At 67.3% G+C, this 21218-nt stretch carries 16 protein-coding genes; 11 read left to right on the top strand and 5 right to left on the bottom strand.

All coding sequences use genetic code 11. The annotated features are described in order from the left end of the window. Positions 1-13: 13 nt before the first annotated feature. From K32_RS16955 to K32_RS16935, 5 genes are all read right to left on the bottom strand, one after another. Positions 14-1951 (bottom strand): hypothetical protein, encoded by a 1938-nt coding sequence (locus tag K32_RS16955; protein ID WP_201400656.1) that lies wholly within the window; start codon positions 1949-1951, stop codon positions 14-16. Further along, positions 1948-2925 carry an ABC transporter permease gene (locus K32_RS16950; RefSeq protein WP_201400655.1) on the bottom strand — a complete coding sequence of 326 codons (978 nt, stop codon included), beginning with the start codon at positions 2923-2925 and terminating at the stop codon, positions 1948-1950. The genes K32_RS16955 and K32_RS16950 overlap by 4 nt, the downstream gene beginning before the upstream one ends. A 17-nt stretch (positions 2926-2942) precedes the next feature. Next, positions 2943-4853, bottom strand: a complete 1911-nt coding sequence (locus K32_RS16945) for a sugar ABC transporter ATP-binding protein (protein WP_201400654.1) — start codon at positions 4851-4853, stop codon at positions 2943-2945. Positions 4854-4958: 105 nt separating this feature from the next. Continuing rightward, positions 4959-5942: a substrate-binding domain-containing protein gene (locus tag K32_RS16940; protein WP_201400653.1), complete on the bottom strand. Its 984-nt coding sequence runs from the start codon at positions 5940-5942 to the stop codon at positions 4959-4961. 101 nt (positions 5943-6043) lie between these two features. Beyond that, positions 6044-6799, bottom strand: coding sequence for a FadR/GntR family transcriptional regulator (locus K32_RS16935; protein ID WP_201400652.1), 756 nt, complete (start codon positions 6797-6799; stop codon positions 6044-6046). 475 nt (positions 6800-7274) lie between these two features. On the opposite strand from K32_RS16935, the gene K32_RS16930 reads away from it, so the two are divergent. The 11 genes from K32_RS16930 to K32_RS16880 all read left to right on the top strand — a co-directional run bounded on the left by K32_RS16930 (position 7275) and on the right by K32_RS16880 (position 21215). Beyond that, positions 7275-8084 (top strand): class I mannose-6-phosphate isomerase, encoded by an 810-nt coding sequence (locus tag K32_RS16930; RefSeq protein WP_244669559.1) that lies wholly within the window; start codon positions 7275-7277, stop codon positions 8082-8084. Next, positions 8081-10378: a glycosyltransferase family 4 protein gene (locus K32_RS16925; protein WP_201400650.1), complete on the top strand. Its 2298-nt coding sequence runs from the start codon at positions 8081-8083 to the stop codon at positions 10376-10378. The genes K32_RS16930 and K32_RS16925 overlap by 4 nt, the downstream gene beginning before the upstream one ends. Positions 10379-10416: 38 nt before the next feature. Further along, positions 10417-11715 (top strand): glycoside hydrolase family 130 protein, encoded by a 1299-nt coding sequence (locus K32_RS16920; protein WP_201400649.1) that lies wholly within the window; start codon positions 10417-10419, stop codon positions 11713-11715. Positions 11716-11811: 96 nt separating this feature from the next. Then, the gene (locus K32_RS16915) at positions 11812-12354 is read left to right on the top strand and encodes a gluconokinase (RefSeq protein WP_201400648.1); all 543 of its coding nucleotides are present in this window, start codon (positions 11812-11814) and stop codon (positions 12352-12354) included. Positions 12355-12543: 189 nt separating this feature from the next. Continuing rightward, positions 12544-13659, top strand: coding sequence for an ABC transporter ATP-binding protein (locus tag K32_RS16910; RefSeq protein WP_201400647.1), 1116 nt, complete (start codon positions 12544-12546; stop codon positions 13657-13659). A gap of 12 nt (positions 13660-13671) precedes the next feature. Further along, entirely contained in the window at positions 13672-14805 is a 1134-nt protein-coding gene (locus tag K32_RS16905; RefSeq protein WP_201400646.1) for a spermidine/putrescine ABC transporter substrate-binding protein, read from the top strand. 297 nt (positions 14806-15102) lie between these two features. Beyond that, positions 15103-15993, top strand: coding sequence for an ABC transporter permease (locus tag K32_RS16900; RefSeq protein ID WP_201400645.1), 891 nt, complete (start codon positions 15103-15105; stop codon positions 15991-15993). Then, on the top strand, positions 15990-16841 hold the full coding sequence (locus tag K32_RS16895) for an ABC transporter permease (protein ID WP_201400644.1): 852 nt from the start codon (positions 15990-15992) through the stop codon (positions 16839-16841). Before K32_RS16900 ends, K32_RS16895 begins: the two co-directional genes overlap by 4 nt. 242 nt (positions 16842-17083) lie before the next feature. Then, entirely contained in the window at positions 17084-18217 is a 1134-nt protein-coding gene (locus tag K32_RS16890) for an alanine--glyoxylate aminotransferase family protein (RefSeq protein WP_201400643.1), read from the top strand. A 286-nt stretch (positions 18218-18503) separates the two neighbouring features. Then, positions 18504-19874, top strand: coding sequence for an LLM class flavin-dependent oxidoreductase (locus K32_RS16885; protein WP_201400642.1), 1371 nt, complete (start codon positions 18504-18506; stop codon positions 19872-19874). Positions 19875-20036: 162 nt separating this feature from the next. Further along, positions 20037-21215 carry a Xaa-Pro peptidase family protein gene (locus K32_RS16880; protein ID WP_201400641.1) on the top strand — a complete coding sequence of 393 codons (1179 nt, stop codon included), beginning with the start codon at positions 20037-20039 and terminating at the stop codon, positions 21213-21215. Positions 21216-21218: the final 3 nt, after the last annotated feature.

The raw sequence follows: 21218 nt of genomic DNA, 5'->3' as shown, positions 1-21218 counted from the left end.
TAATGAAACGATATCAGGACAGTCGGAGACGGGCTACCGCATAGGGGGCCAGCACGAGCGTCCGGCCGTCGAAAGGTTTGGTCAGCGTGTCGAGCGCATCCGGATCCCGCGTGGCGGCGACAAAACTGTCGGCGTCGAGCAGGAACAGGTCGCGCGGCGCGCCGGGCAGGGCGACAGACTGTTCTGTGCCCGTGCGGTTGGCAAGCCAGAGTTCCACGCCATCCCCGGTCTCGGCGGCGATCGCCTCGATCGTGTCTGGTGTTTCGACGGCGCGGAGCGGCTGGCCCGCGAGCCGCGCCAGGCCGGCGAGCACATGGAACATCGGGAACACGCCGCCCTCTTCGTCGAACCAGGGCTGCGGCCACGGATGCTTCACGAAGACCAGGCCGAAGGCGCCGGTGGTGCCGCCGAGCGTGATCACCGTGGCGCCGCCGGCGGCGAAGCGGGCGAAGAAGCCGAGCGCCCAGGCGGCGCCGAGCAGGCCGCGATGGCGCGGATCGTTGAAGTTGATCGCCTGGCGGATATTGCCGGGGTTCGCGAACGGCGCATCGCCATAGGGGTTCATGCGCATGCCGATGGCGCTCGGGCCGACCGCATAGGGCTTGTCGCCGGCAATCGCCGACGCGCTGAGCGCGATCGCCGGCAGCGTCTCCAGCCCCTCGGTGATCGAGTGGTCGTCGCCGGCATGCAGCATCGCCGTCGTCGTGAACGAGACCAGGTCGATCAGGTCGACCGGCGGCCGCTTGCGGTTCATCTCGGTGAAGAGACTGAACATGCCGCCGCCGAGCCGCGCCTTCGGGAACGCCTTTCGCGCGACGCTGAAAAAGTCGCGCGGCGGCGGGGCGGGCGGCCAGACGCTGCCGGGCAGGGTGCATTTCAAATCCGGCAGCGGCGACAGCAGCACGGTGGCGAACGGCGAGCCCATCTCGGCGACGGTTTCTCCGAGCGCCGCGATCTCCGCCTCGAAGCCGTCGACCGACTGGACGACCGCTTCGAGCCACGGCTCGGCGCCGATCGCGTTCGCTGCTTCCACGATGCCGGCGAGCGTCGCCTCGTCATGGCCGCGCGACGGGTCGTAAGAACCGACCAGCACCTTGGCGCCGACGCGGCGCAGCGTGTCGGCCTCCGCGATCGTGTCGGCGATCTCCGACGGGTCGAGCCCGAGGCCGAGCGGCGGCACCGTGCCGATGCGGTCCCCGAGCGTGACCACGCCTGCTTCCGCGCTGGCGCTGCTGTCCGCGAGCGATCCCTCGACGGTGACGCGCACCGCCTGGCGGATGGTCTCGTCCTTCTGCAGCGTGTAGGGCCAGGGCAGGGCGAGCGGTCGGACATAGGTCTTGTACGAGGCGTCGGTCCAGTTGCGCTGGTCCTCCATCTCGTAGGTGTCGCCTTCCATCCGGCAGGTCACCTTCAGCCCCGGCGCCGCCTCATGGGTGAGGGCGCGCAGATCCATCATCGGCTGCACAGGATCGATGATGTCGGGGAAGCGGCTCTCGACGACCCGCCCGTCGACATGCTCGATCGTCACCGGATGGCCGGAAACGCCGTTGATGGGATGCAGCACGACGAAGCCGGTGCGGTTGGTGAGGAAGGGATCTTCCGCATGGCCCTCGGCCGAGAAATCGAGGGTACCGTCGGCCGAGCCCTCGATGCGCGCCGCATAGCGGAAGGCCTGGTTGTCGTCGAGCGCCAGCGCCTTGTAGGTGACGGTGAAGCCGTCGGCGCGCTCGTCGACGACGAGGTCCGAGAGGACCGGGTTGTAGGTGCCCCAGTTCTTGTCGCGGACGATGAAGGAGACGGCGCGGATGATTTCGACGCCGGCATAGCGGATATGGCGGAGATTGCCGGTATCGAGCTCGGCGGTGAGCGCCCCCGCCCTCAGGATGCGGAGCGGCGTGACGGGCTCGTCGGTGCCGAAGAGCCGGATGGCGAGGGAGGCGGCGTTGCTCATCGGCTGATCCTCGAGGAGACCAGGCGTTCGACCAGGAGCGCCAGGATGATGATGGTGCCGATCGCCGTGCCCTGCCAGAACGGCGAGACGCCCATCAGGTTCAAGCCGTTGCGGATCATCACCATGATGAAGACGCCGAACAGCGTGCCGATCATCGAGCCGCGGCCGCCATAGAGGCTGGCGCCGCCGATGACGACGGCGGCGATGGCGTCGAGCTCCATCTGGTTGCCCATCAGCGGATCGGCGGAGAGCAGCTGGCTGATCGAGAAGGTGATGGCGACGGCGGCGAAGGCGCCGGAGAGCACATAGGGCAGGATCGAATAGAAGGTGGTGTTGAGGCCGGCGGCGCGGGCGGCTTCCTTGTTGGAGCCGACGGCGTAGATGGTGCGGCCGCCCTTGGTATAGGTCAGGTAGGCCCAGGCGGCGGCGTAGAGCGCGATCAGGAACAGCACGTTGGACGGGATGCCGAGGAAGTTCGTGTAGACGATGTCCTGCATGCCCATCGGGATGTTCGAGATCGCCGTCTGGCCGGAGAAGATGTAGGCGAGGCTGCGGCCGATCGCCATGACGCCGAGCGTCACCACGAAGGGCGCGAGCCCGAAGACGGTGATCAGCGTGCCCGAGATCAGGCCGATGAAGCCGCCGGCGACGACCGCGATGCCGATCGCCGGGACGATCGGCACGTGCTGCAGCGACAGGCCGAGGATGATGCCGGTCAGGCCGGCGACGGAGCCGACGGACAAGTCGATGCCGCCGGTCAGGATGACGAAGGTCATGCCGACGGCGACGATGCCGATCACCACCGACTGGTCGAGCAGGTTGAAGATGTTGGACTTGGTCAGGAAGAATGGCGACAGGAAGGACAGGCAGACCGCGATCAGCAGCGCCAAAAGCAGCATGCGGACTTCGAGCCGCTGCGCGAATTTCTTCAGCGGCGAAGCGGGGGCCTGTCGGTTCAGGGTTTGAGTAGCCATGGGCGAAAGATCCTTGCTCACAGCGTTGCCGCCATGGTGTCGATACGGGATTTGATCGTTTCCGGCGCCGGCAGCGGCCGATCGGCCGGCAGCGACAGGCCGACCCAGCCGAGGTCGTGGCCGCGCGGGCTCGTCATCGGAACGACCAGCGTGGTGCGGGCGCGGTCGGCCTCCGGCACGAAGATCGGCTCGCGGCGGCGGAGCGCCTCGGGGATCTGGGTGGCGCCGAGTTCGCGCGCCTGGCCGGCCTTGAAGCCGGGATCGAGCGCCGGATTGTCGACGACGGCGTTCAGGCAGATCAGCCGCTCGCCCTCGATCAGCGCCCAGAAGCCGGAGCCGCCGTGCTCGCGGGCGAGATCGTTCAGCATCGCGGTGTTGCGGACCATCGAGGTGCGGGGTGCTGCCAGCAGCGTCAGGCTCTCCTCGTCGAGCATGGCGCTCGGCAGGTCGGCGATGGTGCGGCCGTCGCTCATCACGACGACGCGGTCGGAGAGGCCGAGCAGTTCCTCGAAATCGGAGGAGACGACGACGAGGGCGACGCCCTCGGCCGCGATGTCGCGCAGCATGGCGTAGATCGAGGCGCGGGTGCCGATGTCGACGCCCTTGGTCGGCTCGTCGAGGATCAGCACGTCCGGCTCCAGCAGCAGCCAGCGGGCGATGATGATCTTCTGCTGCATCCCGCCGGAGAAGTTCAGCATCGAGGCGTCGGTCACCCGGTCCTCCGGCATGCCGAGCTTGGCGAGCAGCTCCTTCACCTTCTTCTCGCGCGAGGCGTAGCTGCAGAAAAAGCCGCGATGCGCGCCGAGATGCGCGAGCAGCAGGTTCTCCTTGACCGAGAGATCGGGGACGATGTTCTGCGTGCGGCGGTCCTCGGCGACGAAACCGAGGCCGGCGCGGATCGCCGCCTGGGGCTTGTCGGCCCTGAGCGGCTTGCCGTTGAGGGTCACGGTGCCGCCGGTACGCGGGCGGAGGCCGAAGATCGCCTCGACCGTCTCCGAGCGGCCGGCGCCGACGAGGCCGCCAATGCCGAGGATCTCGCCCCTGCGGACGGAGAAGGAGACATCGCGCACTTCCGGCGCCGAGGCGAGGTTGCGGACGGCAAGCGCCACCGGCGCGTCGGTCTCGGCGACCGTGTGGGTGTCGCCGCGCTCGTAGATCGCGCCGAGTTCGGTGCCGACCATGGCGCGGATCAGATCCGCCTGCGACAGCGTCGCGGTCGGGTGCGCGTTCATCACCGTGCGCCCCTCGCGCATGACCGTGACGCGATCGGTGATGGCGAAGACTTCTTCGAGGCGATGCGAGACGAAGACGAGGCCGTGGCCGGAGGCGCGCAGCCGCGCCATGATGTCGAACAGCCGCTCCGCCTCGCCGGGGCTGAGCGAGGCCGTGGGTTCGTCGAAGATCAAAAGCTTGGCGCGCACGCCGAGCGCCTTGGCGATCTCGACCAGCTGCTTCTGCGCCGAGGAGAGGCGGCGCACTTCCCAGTCGAAGGGCAGGCTGTCGCCCTGGCCGAGATCGTCGAGGATTTCCTGGCCGCGCTTGCGCAGCTGGCCATAGTCGAGCCGGCCGGGGCGGCCGAGTTCGGGCAGGAAGATGTTTTCGAGTACGGTCAGGTCGGGGACGAGGCTCGTCTCCTGCATCACGATGCCGATGCCGATCCGCAGCGCGTCGCGGGTCGAGCGCAGGCGGATCTCATGGCCGCGATAGGTGAGCTCGCCCGTATCCAGCGTGTAGTGGCCGGAGATCACCTTGGAGAGCGTCGACTTGCCGGCGCCGTTCGCGCCGAGCAGGCCGTGCACCTCGCCTTCGCGCAGTTCGAAATTCGCGCCCTGCAGAGCCCGCGTGCGGTCGAAGGTCTTGGTGATGTCCCGGGCGGTGAGAAGGGTGGTGTGGCCCGTCTCCGCGAGGGGGGCAGTGTTGGGCTGCAAGGGTCATGCTCCTGGGCACGGCCACGCGCGCGCCGCGACGGGCACGGGTGGCGAGAGGGCTCGCAACCGGCCGCGCGACGACGGGCGCCGCGCGGCCGGCTATGATCAGACTTCGTTGGCGAAGACCGTCTGGCGGATCGTTGGCAGTTCCTGCTCGATGTTCGTGCTGGTGATGGCGACGATCGGAACGGTGATTTCCTTCTCCGGCGTCTTGCCGTCGAGGACGTCGAGCAGCGCTTCGCCCGACTTGACGCCCATCAGGTAGGGCTGCTGCATGCCGGAGACGACGAGGTCGCCCGACTTCAGGAGGTCGACGAATTCCGGAATGCCGTCGAAGGCGGCGAGCAGGACTTCGCCGTTGCGGCGGGCCGCCTTGATGGCGCGCAGCGCGCCGATCGCCGGCTGGTCGGTCTGGATGAACAGGCCGCGCATGTCCGGATTGGCGGTGAGGAGGTCCTGCGTGAACTTGAAGGTCTCGTCGGCGGTGTAGCTCTGCATCTGCTGCAGGCCGGCTTCCTTGCCGGTGAAGCCGCCTTCCTTCAGGCCGTCGAGGAAGCCCTTGGTTCGGGCCTGGCCGTTCTTGCGCGCCTGCGAGATGGCGACGATACCGACCGAGCCGCCTTCCCAGCCCTTCGCCTTCAGCGCCTCGGCGAGCGCGACGCCGACGTCGTGCGCGCCCTTGTAGTTGTCCGAGATAATGAAGGAGGAATAGTCGCCGCTATTGGTGCCGATATCGCCGATGACGACGGGGATGTTGGCCTTCTGGGCCAGCGCCAGCACGCTCGGCGCGGTCGAGGAATCGGTCGGCGAGATGATGATGCCGGCGACGCCGCGGGCGATCGAGTCCTGCGCGTTGCGCAGCTGCGTCTCGGCGCTGTTGTGGCTGTCGAGCGCCTGGAAGTTGAAGCCCTTCTCCTTGACGGTGGCTTCGATGCCCTTCGACAGGTAGCGCCAGAACGGCAGGTCGAGGCCGGGCGTCAGATAGACGATTTCCTTGCCGGCCGCCGCGGCGGCGGACATGCCGGCGAGGCCGGAGCCCGCGAGCAGCGTCGTGCCGGCCGCGAGCTTCAGGAATGTGCGACGTTCCATAGAGTTCCTCCCATTGGATCAGCCGGAATCGGCTGCGTTGCAGAAATGGATGCGCCGGTGCGCGCGCTGCGATCCCCCGTTCGCGCGCGCCGGTCGGTCGGTCAGCCGCCTCCCTTCAGGAAGGGCTGCGTCGTCACGTAGATGCGGCCGGTATGGGTCATGAAGGCTTCCGCCGCCGCCGCCGGGTCACGGGCGCGGATCGCCTCGACGATGGCGACGTGGTCGGCATAGCTGGTCGCGATGGCGCCGGGGCTCGTCAGCGCCTCGCGGCGGTATTCCATCATGTAGGCGTAGAGATCGGTGCTGATGTCGGCGAGCAGCGGGTTGCCGGAGGCCTGGTAGATGGCGACGTGGAATTCGCGGTCGGAGATCAGGAAGCGGACGGGGTCGTCCAGCGCCTCGACTTGCGCTTCCAGCAGCGACTGCAGGATGGCGACCCCGGCGTCGTCGATGTTGCGGGCGGCGTCGGCGACCACCTGGCGGTCGACCAGCAGGCGCGCCGCGTGCACGGATTCGATGTCGTAGGAATTCACCGCGCGGGCGGTGGCGAAACCGACGCCGATCGGGCCGACCTCATTGCTGCGCACCCGCGTCCGCGCGCCATGCGAAATCTCGAGAATACCGCGCGCCGCCAGCATCTGGATGCCGCCGCGCACGGCGTCGCGGCTGACGTTGAGGGCGGTGGCGAGATGGCGCTCGCTCGGCAGCGCGTCGCCGACCTGCAGGATGCCGGAGGCGATCAGCGCGGCGATCTTGTCGCTGATGACGCTGGTGATCGGGCGCTTGACGATGGCCTCGCGAAAGCTCGGGAGCTCGGCGAGAAGCGCAGGATCCAGATTCTTCGTCGAAACCGTCATCGCACCACTAATTGACTGATCGGACCAGCAGACCAGTTTGTTAAACAGGCGACGCCATCGCCTGTCAAGCCGCCAAATGATTGCGCTGTCATTCCTAGTTCGCTTGCGGCCGGAGCCGGCCCGTTCCGGCCGCTCGCATCCGCCGATCGGCCGTTGCCTGCCGCGACGTCCCGCAGAAAGAGCTCTTTATTCGGGCAGTTTCGTTGGGAACGGAGCGGCGACGGTGACGTTTAGTCCGTGTCTTCCGTGCAGCCGAAGTCGGGATTCTTCCCGCTGACTGCCACGTCGAAACGTCTGAAAAGCAAAAGAACAGGAGCGTTTCATGGCAATCGAACATGCCTTGATACGGGCTGTGCAAAAACCTTGGGGAAGCTGGAACCTTCGTCCTTGGAGTGCGCTCAGGCCCGATGCCGAACCGATCGGAGAACTATGGTTTGAACGGGCGGATGCGGCTGCGCCGACGCCGGAACTGCTTTTGAAGCTGCTGTTCACCCGCCAGGCCCTGTCGATCCAGGTGCATCCGGGCGATGCCTATGCCCGCACGATGGGCGAGCCGCACGGCAAGACCGAGGCCTGGTACATCCTCTCGGCCGAGCCGGATTCTGCCATCGCGGCCGGTCTCAAGCAGGAACTGACGCCCGAGGCGCTGCGCGCCGCCATCGAGGACGGTTCGATCGCCGATCTGGTGGCGTGGCATCCGGTTCGCGCCGGCCAGGCCATCTTCATCCCCGCCGGCACCATCCACGCGATCGGTCCCGGGCTGGTGCTCGCCGAAATCCAGCAGCGGAGCGACGTGACGTTCCGCCTGTTCGACTATGGCCGCAAGCGCGAGCTGCATGTCGACGCCGGCGTCGCCGTCGCGGAGGCCGGCCCGATGGCGCCGGCGGAGGCGCCGCGTTCGCTGGGCGACAGCCGCACCCTGCTGGTCGCCAATCCGTATTTCGTGCTGGAGCGCGTGGAACTGGCGCCGGATGCGACGCGGGTCCTGAACGCGTCGCAGGAAACCTGGATGCTCGGCCTCTCCGGCGATGCCTCTCTCGGCTCGACCGATATCTCGGTCGGCGAGGCGGCCTTCCTCGATCAGGAACGCTGCACGATCCACGCCGGCCACGCCGGCCTCAGGGCGCTCGTCGCCTATCTCGGCCCCGAGCCGCGTCGCGACCTGCTGCGTATCCCCGACCAGACCCGTGTCGACCCTTCCGCGGAGCAACCCCGAGGCGCGTCGATTTCCCAACCCAGGGGGAGTGCCCCGGCGCCCTCCCGCATCGCGGAGAATACCCTATGAAATCGGTACGCCGGCCTTCGACCCTGCGTGTGGCGTTCATCGGAAACTCGCTTCCCCGCCGATGCGGCATCGCCACCTTCACCACGGATCTGCGACAGGCGATGGCGGATTCCGTCGCCGCCGAGACGGAAGTCGTCGCCATGACGGATCATGGCCGGAGCTATGACTATCCGGAGGCCGTCACCGTCGAGATCGACGATGCGAGGCTCGAGGACTATGTCGCCGCGGCGGACTACCTGAACCAGGGCGACTTCGACGTCGTCTCGCTGCAGCACGAATTCGGCATTTTCGGCGGCGAGGCCGGCAGCCATGTCATCGCGCTGCTGGCGCGGCTCGACATGCCGGTGGTAACGACGCTGCATACGGTGCTGGCGGAGCCGACCGATGCGCAGCGCCGCGTGCTCGACCGGATCATCGATCTCTCGGCGCGCCTCGTCGTCATGGCGGAGAAGGGCCGCGAAATGCTGCGGACCATCTACCGGGTGCCGGACGAGAAGATCGAGGTGATCCCGCACGGCATCCCCGATTTCGACCTCGTCGATCCCGAGCCGGTCAAGGAGAAGCTCGGCTTTGCCGGACGAACCGTCATCCTGACCTTCGGCCTGCTGTCGCCGAACAAGGGCATCGAGGTGATGATCGACGCGATGCCGGAGATCCTGGAGAGCCGCCCGGACGCCGTCTATGTCGTGCTCGGCGCGACCCACCCCAATCTCGTGCGCGACCAGGGCGAGAGCTATCGCGACCGTCTGAAGGCGCGCGCCGGCGATCTCGGCATCGAGGACCACATCGTCTTCCTCGACCAGTTCGTCGACCGCGACACGCTGCTCGACTACATCGCCATGTGCGATCTCTACGTCACGCCCTATCTCAACGAGGCACAGATGACCTCAGGGACCCTGGCCTACAGCTTCGGTCTCGGAAAGGCGGTCGTGTCGACACCCTATTGGCATGCGAACGAGCTTCTGGCGGAGGGACGCGGCGTGCTCGTGCCCTTCGGCGACGCGGCCTCGACCGGCCATGCGATCGCCGATCTCCTGACCGACGGCGACCGTCGCGACGCCATGCGCAAGCGGGCCTATTCGTCCAGCCGCGCCATGACCTGGGAGAATACGGCCAAGCGCTATCTCGCCGCCTTCGAGACGGCGCGCCGGCCGATGGATCGCCTCAAACTCATTTCCCGGTTCGGCTCGGACGCGCGCGCGCTCGCCAACGCGACGCCGCCGGCCATGCAGCTCGGCCATTTCCTCGCCATGTGCGATGATACCGGCCTGTTCCAGCACGCGGTGCATTCCGTGCCGGATCGCCATCACGGCTATTGCGTCGACGACAACGCCCGTGCGCTTCTCGTCGCCTGCGCGTTGAACCGGACCGGCGAGCAGCGCCTGCCGGAAGGGCTGACGGCCCGTTTCGCCGCCTTCATCCAGCATGCGTGGAACCCGGACGTCAGGCATTTCCGCAACTTCATGAGCTTCGACCGGCGCTGGCTGGAGGAGCGCGGTTCGGAGGACAGCCACGGCCGCACGCTCTGGGCGCTGGGCGAGGCGGCCGCGAGCGACAGCAGCCCGTCGCGACGGCGCTGGGCGGCGTCGCTGTTCATCGCGGCGTTGCCGACGGTGGCCGATTTCGGGTCGCCGCGTGCCTGGGCGTTCACGCTTCTGGGGCTCGCGCCTTTTTGTGCCGCATTTCCGGACGATCCTGTCGCCCGTCGTTACCGGGATCTGCTGGCCGAAAAGCTCATGTCGATCTTTGCCAAGACTGAGACGCCCGATTGGGTCTGGTTCGAGAACGGGCTGGCCTATGACAATGCCCGCCTGCCGGAAGCCCTGATCCTTTCGGGCATGGCGAGCGGGACGGCGTCGCATGTCGAGGCCGGGCTGCGCTCGTTGCGTTGGCTCACGGGCGTGCAGACGGCGCCGAGCGGATGCTTCCGTCCTGTGGGCAGCGAGACTTTCGGCGACCTCCGCAAGCCGCCGCTCGCCTTCGACCAGCAGCCGCTCGAGGCGACGGCGACGATCTCCGCCTGTCTCGCCGCCTGGCGCGCCGATGGCGCCCGCACCTGGATCCGCGAGGCGAGGCGCGCCTTCGCCTGGTTCCTCGGCGAGAACGATCTCAAGACGTCGCTGGTCGATCCGGAAACCGGCAGCTGCCGGGACGGGCTGCATCCGGACCGGGCCAACGAGAACCGTGGAGGCGAATCCGTGGTGTCCTACCTGCTCAGCCTTGCCGAGATGCGCCAGCTGGCGCGGCTTGACGGCGATCATGTGCGGCGCGAGCTGCGCGCCGTGCGCGCGTGACGACCGTGTTAAATACCGTCAAACCAGCCGAGGACGCCTTGTCTCATGCTTCGTTCCTGAACCGGCAGGCTCTGTTTCTGCGACCGGATCCCTCGCGCGTGGTCGTGCGGCCGTTCAAGCCGGCGACGGAGCCGCGGGATCTGCATCCGAAGGAGAAGACGCGGGCGAACCATATCGTCGACCGCGTCCTCGCCCTCAGCCCGGAGGCGGCGGCCAGCCAGCTGATCGACGTGCTGGAGAATTTCGACGGCCGGCACCGCAATCTCCTGAAGACGTTCGAGAACCGCGCCGACGAGATGGAGGACGCCTTCTCGTCGCATCAGGAGTTCAGCCGGATCCAGCGCCAGCTGATCGGCGCCTATTTCCTGCATGAATACTCGTTCGAATCGGCGGCCTTGTTCAATCCGAGCATCGTGCTGCATCCCGACCAGAGCGGCGCGCCGGCGGGAGGCTGTCGCTTCATCCTGAGCCTGCGCTCGGTCGGCGAGGGGCACATCTCGTCGCTGACCTTCCGCTCCGGCACGATCACCCGCGATGGTGCCGTCGCGGTCGAACCGACCGTGCGGCTCGCCTCGGTGCCGAAGGTCGTCAACCGCGCGCCGGTGCTCGACGGCGAGGTGATCGATCTCGCCTTCACGCCCGAGGAGGACATCACCGAGCGGCTGATCTTCCCGCTCAGCCTCTCGCAGTCGAACGGCATCGAGGATGCGCGCTTCGTCCGCTTCGAGGACGAGGGCAAGCGCACCTACTTCGCGACCTACACCGCCTATAGCGGCAGCGCGATCCGCTCCGAGCTGCTGCAGACGGATGATTTCATCCATTTCCGCATGTCGCCGCTCTATGGCAGCGCCGCGCGCAACAAGGGCATGGCGCTGTTTCCGCGCAAGATCGACGGCCGGTACACGATGATCGGCCGGCAGGACAACGAGAACCTCTATCTGATCCACTCCGACGATCTCTATTCGTGGGAGGGCGGCGTGCCCTTCATGCGGCCGCGCTTTCCGTGGGAGTTCGTGCAGATCGGCAATTGCGGCTCGCCGATCGAGCTCGACGAGGGCTGGCTGCTGTTCACCCACGGCGTCGGCCCCGTGCGCAAATATTCGATCGGCGCGGCGCTGCTCGACAAGAAGGATCCGTCCAAGATCCTCGCCCGCTCCAGCGAGCCGATCATCCGGCCCGAGCCGTCGGAGCGCGAGGGCTATGTGCCGAACGTCGTCTACACCTGCGGCGCGATGCGGCATGGCGAGCACATCATCCTGCCCTATGCCGTTTCGGATACCGCCTCGACTTTCGCGACGATGCGGATCGACGCGCTGCTGCGCGCCATGGAGGGGTGATCCGGCATCGTCCGGATCCCGCCTTCGCCGGTGGACCGGAGGCCGTCTCCGCGATAATGCTGTCTCGAAACGCGAGCGGGGGAGCAGGCGGATTTCATGGCGACGCAATCGGAACAGGCACGCACGGCCATCATCGTGATGGGCGTGTCCGGCTCGGGCAAGTCGAGCGTCGGCGAAGGGCTGGCGGCGGCGCTCGGCATCGATTTCGTCGATGGCGACGGCCTGCACAGCCCCGAGAACGTCGCCAAGATGGCCAGCGGCACGCCGCTGGTTGACGACGACCGCTGGCCCTGGCTCGACAAGATCGGCCGGACGCTCGGCGATCGCGCCGCGCATCCCGCTGGCATCGTCGTCGCCTGTTCGGCGCTCCGGAAGATCTATCGCGACCGCATCCGCGCCGCCGCCGGTCAGCCGATCCGCTTCGTCTTCCTCGACGCGCCACAATCGCTGGTGCAGGACCGCCTCGGCGCCCGCAAGGGGCACTTCATGCCGCCGAGCCTGCTCGCCAGTCAGTATGCGACGCTGGAGCGGCCGGGCGCGGACGAGGCCGACGTGCTCGCCGTCGCCGTCGACGTGCCGGTCGTGGAGATCGTGCGGCGCGCGGCGGAGCGGCTGATCGAGCCTGGCGCGCGGGTCTGACGCAACGGCAGTTCCAACGCTGCCTGAAATGCCGGTCCGGGGGAGCACAAGATACTCCGGGCGCGGGAAATTTCGGAACAATCCAACTCGCTTCTTCGCAATGCCCGCCGTACTAGTTTCAATCTTGGCCGTCGCGGTTTCCCCCGAGCCGCTGTGCGCCTCCATCCCGCTTCGCTTGGTCGATAGTCGATGACGCAAAGGCCAGATACCTCCGCCGTCGCCCTTCGGGGCGTCGTCAAGCGCTTTGGCGAGCAGACGGTGCTGGACGGGCTTTCGCTCGACGTGCCGCGCGGCGAGTTCCTGGCGATCGTCGGCCCGAGCGGCAGCGGCAAGACGACGGCGATGCGCCTGATCGGCGGCTTCGAGACGCCGGACGAGGGCTCGGTCTGGATTTCCGGCGAGGACGTCACCGGCCTGCCGGCCGAACGGCGCGACGTCAACACCGTGTTCCAGAGCTACGCGCTCTTCCCGCATCTCTCCGTGCTCGACAATGTCGCCTATGGCCCGAGGATGCGCGGCGTGCCGCGGGCCGAGCGGCGGCGGCAGGCGGGCGAACTGCTCGAGCTCGTGCGCCTTTCCGGCGCGGCCGACCGCAAGCCGGCCCAGCTCTCCGGCGGCATGCAGCAGCGCGTGGCGCTCGCCCGCGCGCTCGCCAACCAGCCGGCCGTGCTGCTGCTCGACGAGCCGCTCGGGGCGCTGGACCGCAAATTGCGCGAAGAAATGCAGCGCGAGCTTCGCCGCATCCAGACCGAGCTCGGCGCCACCTTCATCTACATCACGCACGACCAGGAAGAGGCCTTCGGCATGGCCGACCGCCTCGCCGTGATGCGCGACGGCCGCTTCGCCCAGATCGGCGATCCGGCGACGCTCTACGACCAGCCGGCCGACGCCTGGGTCGCGCTCTTTCTCGGCAGCGCCAACCGCATCGCCGCGACGGTGGGCGAGGGCGACGCGCTCGCCTCCGATCTCGGCCCGCTCGAGGCCAGCCATGTCAGCGCCGACCTCGCCGCCGGCGATCGCGCACTGGTCATCGTCCGGCCCGAGCAGACCCGCTTTTCCCGCGCCGCCGTCGCCGGGCCCAATGCGATATCCGCCCGCCTCGTCGACGCGGTCGCGCTCGGACCGTCGCTGCGGCTTCGCGCCGTGACCGCCGGCGGTACGGAATTCGAATCGATCGAGCCGCGTGGCGACGTTCCCTCCGCGGATGCGCCCCTCCAGCCGGGCGATCCGGTCACCGTCAGCTTCGACGCTTCCGCCGCGCGCGCCTATCGCGCGGAGCCGCTTCCCTCCCGCCCGTCCTCTTGAAAGGAACGTGTCATGACCCGGCATCTGCTTCTTCCCCAGGGATCTTCCAAGCGCGCGGGCTTCAGCCGGCGCTCCCTGCTCGGCCTCCTCGGCGCGGCGCCGGCGGCGCTGGCGCTGCAATCGGCGTTTCCGGGCCGGGCCTCGGCCGCGGAGCCGGTCAGCGGCGGCGCGCTCAACGTCTTCTCCTGGCCGAACTACTTTTCCAACGACAGCCTCGCGGAATATGCGCGGAAGTCCGGCGTGACGCCGAACATCACTTCCTACGATTCCAACGAGACGCTGTTCGCCAAATTGAACAGCCCGGCCGGCGCCGATTTCGATCTCGTCATCCCGAGCTCGAGCTGGATCAAGCAGCTCGCCGATCGCGGCCTCCTGCAGGAGATCGACCACAGCCGCCTGAACTTCGGCTCGCTCGATCCCTCGCTGCTCAACCGCGATTACGATCCCGGCAACAAGTACTCGATCCCCAAGGATTGGGGCGTGCTCGGCGTCGTCTATGACCCGGAAGCCGTCGGCGGCGAGATCAAGACCTGGCAGGATTTCCTCGATGCCGGCGCCAAGCCCGGCGTCAGCGGCAAGGTCCGCCTGTCGGATTCCGGCTGGGAGACGATCGGCATGTCGCTCTGGACCCATGGCAAGGATTGGAACAAGGCGACCGAGGCCGAAATCCGCGCCGCCGGCGAGGAGATCAAGGCCTTCGCCAAGCATGTGAAGACCTTTGGCGGCCTCGATCCGAACCAGCTCGCCAACGGCGCCATCGTGCTGGCCCAGACCAACCAGGGCACGGCGCGCGCCGCCATCGCGCTCAATCCGAAGCTGAAATTCGTCGTGCCCGGCCCGATGAGCGAGCTCTGGGTCGACAATTACGCCATTCCCGCCAAGGCGCCGAACCTCGACCAGGTCTATGATTTCCTCGCCTACCAGCTCGAGCCGGCGGTGCAGATCTCGGAGACGCAGTATATCGGCTTCCCGGCCGCGCTCGCCGGCCTGCGCGACAAGCTGCCTTCCGACACCAAGGACGTCGACCTGATCTTCGGCGGCAAGGACCTCGATTTCGACAAGCTCACCTCCTTCGTCGTCGATCCGGCAACTGTCGGCGTCTATCTCGAGGTGCAGACCGAGATCCAGGCGGCGGCCGGCGGTTAAGCGCAAGCCCATCCTCTCTGAGGAATAGCGTTGCACAACTCGACCATCATCCTGAGGTGCCCGGCGAAGCCGGGCCTCGAAGGAGGGTCCAGGGAACGCCTTGATGCCGATCGCGGACGGATCGCTACGGAGTTCTGGTCCGTGTCGGCATACTGGAGTGTCAGGCTGGACCCTCCTTCGAGGCTTCGCTCCGCGAAGCACCTCAGGATGATGGCGGAGCGTTATCCGGAGCGGCGTTGCGCTAGGGACGACGCTCCTGGATGAGGTGAACTGGCAGATGGCCGATCCAAGAGACTCATGACTTCCGCGAACAAAACAGGTCAGACCCCATCGAAACGCGCGCCCTCGGCGCGCGTTTCCGATCACCTGTTCGCCGCCATCCCGACGATCTGGCTGGCGCTTTTCTTCCTGGCGCCGCTCGGCTTCACCGTCGTCTATTCCTTCGGAAACTCGCTGTTCGGCGCGGTCGAGCTCGGCTTCACGCTGAAGAACTACCAGACCGCGCTGTCCGGCTTCTACCTGACCACCTTCCTGCGCACCGTGCAGTTCGCGGTGACCGCCTCGGCGCTCTGCCTCGTCGTCGCCTTCCCGGTCGCCTATTTCATCGCGCGCAAGGCCGGGCGGTTCCGGACGCTGGCGCTGGTGCTCATTCTGATCCCCTATTTCTCGTCGTTCCTCGTCCGCGTCATGTCCTGGCAGATCCTTTTGGCGCGCGGCGGGGTGGTCGAGGTGATCCTGAATTTCCTGCATCTGCATGACGGGCCGCTCGACCTGCTCGACACCAAGACCGCCGTCTTCATCGGCATGGTCTACGCCTATCTGCCGATCGCCATCGTGCCGCTCTTCGTCGTGCTCGACCGCATTCCCGGCCCGCTGCTGGAGGCGAGCCGGGATCTCGGCGCCAGCCGTTTCCAGACTTTCTGGGCCGTGACGCTGCCGCTGGCGCGGCCGGGCATCGCCACTGCCGTGCTGCTCACCGCCGTGCCGATGCTGGGCGAGATGGTGATCCCGAAACTGCTCGGCGGCAGTCGCGGCGTGCTGATGGGACAGGCGATCTCGTCGCAATATCTGCAGTCGCAGAACTATGCGCTCGGCTCCGCCATGGCGGTGCTGGTGCTGATCGCGGTCGCCGTCGTCGTCGCGGCGCTGGCGCGCCTCACCAAGGGCTTCGCCGAGGTGTCGGCATGAGCGCGCGCGCGGCAAGCCCGGGGCAGGGCGATTTCCGCCGGCGGGCGACCGATGCCGGCCTCTCGGTCTGGTTCGTGCTGGCGATCCTGTTCCTGTTCGCGCCGATCGCCGTCTCGATCCTCTATTCGTTCAATCTCGGCGTCGTCGGCAAGCAGACCTCGCATTTCACCGGCTGGACGCTCGAATGGTATCCGGCCGCCTGGAACGACCTGGCGCTGCGTCGCTCTGTTCAGACCAGCCTCTATGTCGCGTTCTGGGCCGCGCTGATCGCCCTCGCCATGGGCGCGTCGCTCGGCTACGCGCTGGTGCGCCATCCAAGCCCGCGCGTGCGCCGCTGGCTCTCGGGCCTCACCTACATTCTGCTGATCGTGCCGGAAGTCGTCATCGGCGTCTCGCTGCTGCTCTTCTACGCCGTCACCGGCGTGCCGCTCGGCGCCGCGACGCTGATCGCCGGCATCACGCCGGCGGCGATCGCGGTGACGGCGCTGATCGTGCGGGCCCGGGCGCTGACGCTCGATCCGAGGCTGGAGGAAGCGGCGGCCGATCTCGGCAGCACGCGGCTGAAGACGCTCTGGTTCATCGTGCTGCCGCAGCTTCTGCCGGCGATCCTCGCCGGCGGACTGATGTCCTATGCCTTCTGCTTCGACAATCTCGTCGTCGCCGCCTTCCTGACCACGCCGGCGGTCAACACGCTGCCGGTCTATCTCTATGGCAGCCTGCAATACGGCCCGGCGCCCTCCGTCTATGCAGCGGCGACGGTCGTGTTTCTCTTCACGGTCACCCTGCTCGGGCTGGCAGCGCTCTGCTTCCGCCTGAGCCGCAAGCCTGGCCGGACCGGGGCCAGCTAGAAGATGGAGGCGGCGAGATTGCAGTCCCCGTTCCCCAACATCCTGAGGAGGCTTTCGCAGAAAGCCGTCTCGAAGGACGCACGATGAGTGGGCGAGTTCCCCTTTGAGAGCTCACCGACACCCTGCGGCCTTCGAGACGGCCCTTTGGGCCTCCTCAGGATGTTGGGGGCGGTGTTCCCTCAGCACGAGTTGAAAAGCCGGATCTTCCCCCCGGATCCGGCGCCAGCACGAGACGAAAGACGATGACCCAGTTCTCCACCGAAGACCTGCTCGATCCGCCCGCCTATCCCAGCGTCGGCTATGCCGTATTGGCCGACCAGATCGGCGTGGTCATGCGCAGTTTCGACGATATCGTCTTCGTGCAGGCGGAAGCGGTCGTGGCGCTGGAAGCCGTGGCGGCCAGCCTCGCCAAGCCCGGCCTTCGCGTCTTGAACGTCGTCACCAGCATGTATGGCGACTATTTCGCCACCTGGCTGCGCCGCGGCGGCGCGGATGTCGAGAACGTCGTCGCCAAGCTCGGCCGGCCGGTCGAACTCGCCGCGTTCCAGGCCGCGCTCGACGCCATGGAGCAGGTCGACGTCGTCGTGCTCGTGCATGGCGAGGCGGCCAACGGCGTCCTGAACCCGCTGCCGCAGATCGCGGAAGCCGCCAAGGCGCGCGGCGCGTTGCTGGTGGTCGACGCGGTGGCATCGATCGGCGCGCATCCGTTCGAGGTGCAGACGCTCGGCATCGATATCGCCGTCATCGGGCCGCAGAAGGGGCTGGGCGGGCCGGCCGGTCTTTCCGCCATCTCGGTCAGCGAGGCGGCCTGGGCCAGGATCGCCGAGGCGCCGGCGCTGCGGCTCTCGACCCTCTCGCTGCTCGATCTCAAGGAAAACTGGCTGGATCGCGGCGCCGATGCGCTGCCCGGAACGCCGGCGCCGCTGGAATTCTGGGCGCTCGATGCGGCGCTGAACCGGATCGACGCGGAAGAGGACGGCATCGAAACGGTGGTCGAGCGCCACCAGGTCGCCGCCCGCGCCACCCGCGCCGGCCTGCGCGCGCTCGGTATCACCCCGTGGATCGAGGACGACGCCAGCGCCTCGGCGCTGGTGACGGCGGCGCCGATCCCGGAGGGCATCGTGCCGGAGGAACTGGTCGCGGCGACGAAGGCGATCGAGGACGCGGCCATCAGTCCCGGCGTCGGCGGCGTCGAGACGCTGCTGGTCCGTCTCAACCACACGGGCCTTCGCGCCGCCTACCGGCCGGTGCTCGCCAATGTCGTCGCCTATGGCAGGGCGCTCGCTTCGCTCGGCCACGAGGTCGATGTCGACGCGGCGATCGAGGCCGTCGCCAAGGCCTACCAGGACGCCGAGCCGGCCGGCTCGACGGAATAGAATGGATGACGCAGCATTCTTCACCTCTCCTTGGTGCAGCTCGCCGTCCTCAGCATCCTGAGGAGGCTTTCGCAGAAAGCCGTCTCGAAGGACGCAGGACCTACGGGCAGGATTTCCGCTGCGCTCGATCGCTCTGCGTGCTTCGAGACGGCCCTTCGGGCCTCCTCAGCATGTTGGAGGACGGTAGCGTGCGGAGGTTTCCCCTCCAGGAATGGTGAGAAGCTGGTTCCTGGCAAAATTGACCGCCTGAAACCGCCCGTCCAATATCAGCCCTTCGGATGATCCCATGACCGCCCGCACCATCCATCTGAACGCCTTCGAGAACTGCTCGCCGGTCAACATCTCGGCTGGCCTCTGGCGTCACCCGGAAGACCAGTCGCACCGCTACAAGGATCTTTCCTACTGGACCGAGCTCGCCGTGATGCTGGAGGAGGCGGGGTTCGATTCGATTTTCCTCGCCGACGTGCTCGGCATGCTCGACGTCTATGAGGGCAAGCCGGACGCGGCGCTGCGCAATGCGATTCAGGTGCCGATCAACGACCCGCTGTCGATCATTTCGGCCATGGCGGCGGCGACCAAGCATCTCGGCTTCGCGGCGACGGTGTCGCTGACCTACGAGCAGCCCTATGGCTTCGCCCGCAAGATGACGAGCCTGGATCACGCCAGCAACGGTCGCGTCGGCTGGAACATCGTCACCTCCTATCTCGACAGCGCCGCCCGCAATCTCGGCCGCGGCGAGCAGCTCTCGCATGACGAGCGCTATGATCGCGGCGACGAGTTCATGGAGGTGCTCTACAAGCTCTGGGAAGGCTCCTGGGAAGACGACGCCGTCGTCATCGACAAGGCGCGCGGCATCTATGTCGATCCCGCCAAGGTGCATCCGATCCGCCATGCCGGGCGCTATTTCAACGTGCCCGACGCCTTCATCGCCGAGCCGTCGCCGCAGCGGACCCCGGTGCTGTTCCAGGCCGGGTCCTCCTCGCGCGGCCAGACTTTCGCCGCCACCCATGCCGAGGCCGTCTTCGTGCACGGCACGCGGCCGGAGGTGATCGCGCCCGTCGTCGCCAACATCCGCGCCAGCGCGGCGGCGCAGGGGCGCGATCCGAGGAGCCTCAAGGTTTTCGCCGTCACTACCATCGTCGCCGGCGCGACGGACGGCGAGGCGGACGAGAAATATGCCGAACTGCTCTCCTATGCCGACTATGAGGGCGCCATGGTGCAGTTCGCCGGGCCGCTCGGTCTCGACGTTTCGAAATTCGATCCCGACCAGCCGCTGACCGAGATCAATCCGAACGCGGCGCATTTCGCCCGCCATCTCTTCGCCGACGCCGATCCGGACGTCGTCTGGACGCTGCGCGACATCGCCCACTACATGGGCGTCGGCGGCATGGGGCCGAAATTCGTCGGCTCCGGCGCGACGGTTGCCGACGAGATGCAGCGCTGGGTCGAGATCGCCGATCTCGACGGCTTCAACATCACCTATGCGATCCGTCCCGGCACTTTCGTCGACACGGTGAAATACGTCGTGCCGGAACTCCGCCGGCGCGGCCTGCTGCGTCCGGCCTATGAGGGCACGACGTTCCGCGAAAACCTCCTCGGCGCCGGCCAGAAGCAGCTCCGCGACGACCATCCGGGGAAGAAGTATCGGCGCGGGTAGGGGGCTTATATACCTCTCCCATGGGGAGAGGTCGGCCCGCAGGGCCGGGTGAGGGGTTGAGACCTCGCCGGAGAAGCCTGAACCCCTCACCCGCCGCACGTTGTGCGTCGACCTCTCCCCATGGGAGAGGTGAAGAAAACGTCCCTTCGTGGAAAGACCACCATGTTCGATCTCGACACCGCCCAGCGCTTCATGCAGGCCGAGGGCATCGATGCCTGGCTGCTGGTCGACTATCGCGGCAGCAACCCGCTGCTCTGGCACATCCTCGGCGTCGTCCGGAATCCCACCCGACGCGCCTTCCTGGTCGTGCCGCGTTCCGGCCCGCCCGTGCTGCTGATCCATACCGTCGACCAGTTCTTCTTCCACGACGTCGAACTCGACAAGCGGATCTATCGCGGCTGGGTCGAGATGCGGGCGATGCTCCGCGAGTTGCTCGGACCGGGGCAGCGGCTCGCGCTCGAATATTCGGAAGAGGGCGGCGTGCCGACCGTCTCCTGGGCGGATGCCGGCACGGTCGAGCTGCTCCGGAGCTGGGGCTACGCCATCGCCTCCTCGGCCGACCTGTTCCAGGTCTCGGCCGCCGCCTGGGACGACTTCGCGATTGAAAGCCACAAGCGCGCCTGCGTCGTCGTCGCCGGCATCAAGGATGCCGCCTTCGATCGCGTGAAAACGGCCATCAGGGTTAACAAACCGCTAACGGAATTCGAGCTGCAGCAGTTCATCTTCTCCGAGTTCGACCGCCTCGGTCTGGAGACCGAAGGCCAGCCGGTCGTGCAGGTGAACGGCCATTCCGGCATCGTCTCCTACGAGCCGAAGCCGGAGGGTTCCGCCCTTATCGGCGCCGGCGACTGGCTGTTGATCGATTTCTGGGCCCGCTATCCCGGCGAGCGCAACGTCTATTCCGACATTGCCTGGGGCGCCTATGCCGGCGCGACGATCCCGCCGAGGCTCCAGGAAATCTTCGACATCGTCCGCCGCGCCCGCGACGCGGCGCTGCAAGCGATTGAGAAAGCTTGGCAATCCGGCGAAGTGCTGGAAGGCTGGCAGGTCGACGACGTGGCGCGCGGCCTCATCGCGGCGGCCGGCTACGGCGACAATTTCCACCACCGCACCGGCCACAGCATGGGTCCGGGCAAGCGGCTGCACGGGCTCGGCGTCAATCTCGACAACCTCGAAACCCACGACACCCGCCGGATCCTGCCGCGCACCGGATTTTCCATCGAGCCCGGCATCTATTTGCCCGAGTTCGGCGTCCGGCTCGAGATCAATGTCTTCCTCGATCCGGCGGAAGGCCCCACCGTCACGACGCCGATCCAGGACGAAATCGTCAGAGTTGTCTGACTC

Source organism: Kaistia sp. 32K (assembly GCF_016629525.1).
GTDB lineage: Bacteria > Pseudomonadota > Alphaproteobacteria > Rhizobiales > Kaistiaceae > Kaistia.
This window is presented reverse-complemented; position numbering and strand designations above follow the sequence as displayed.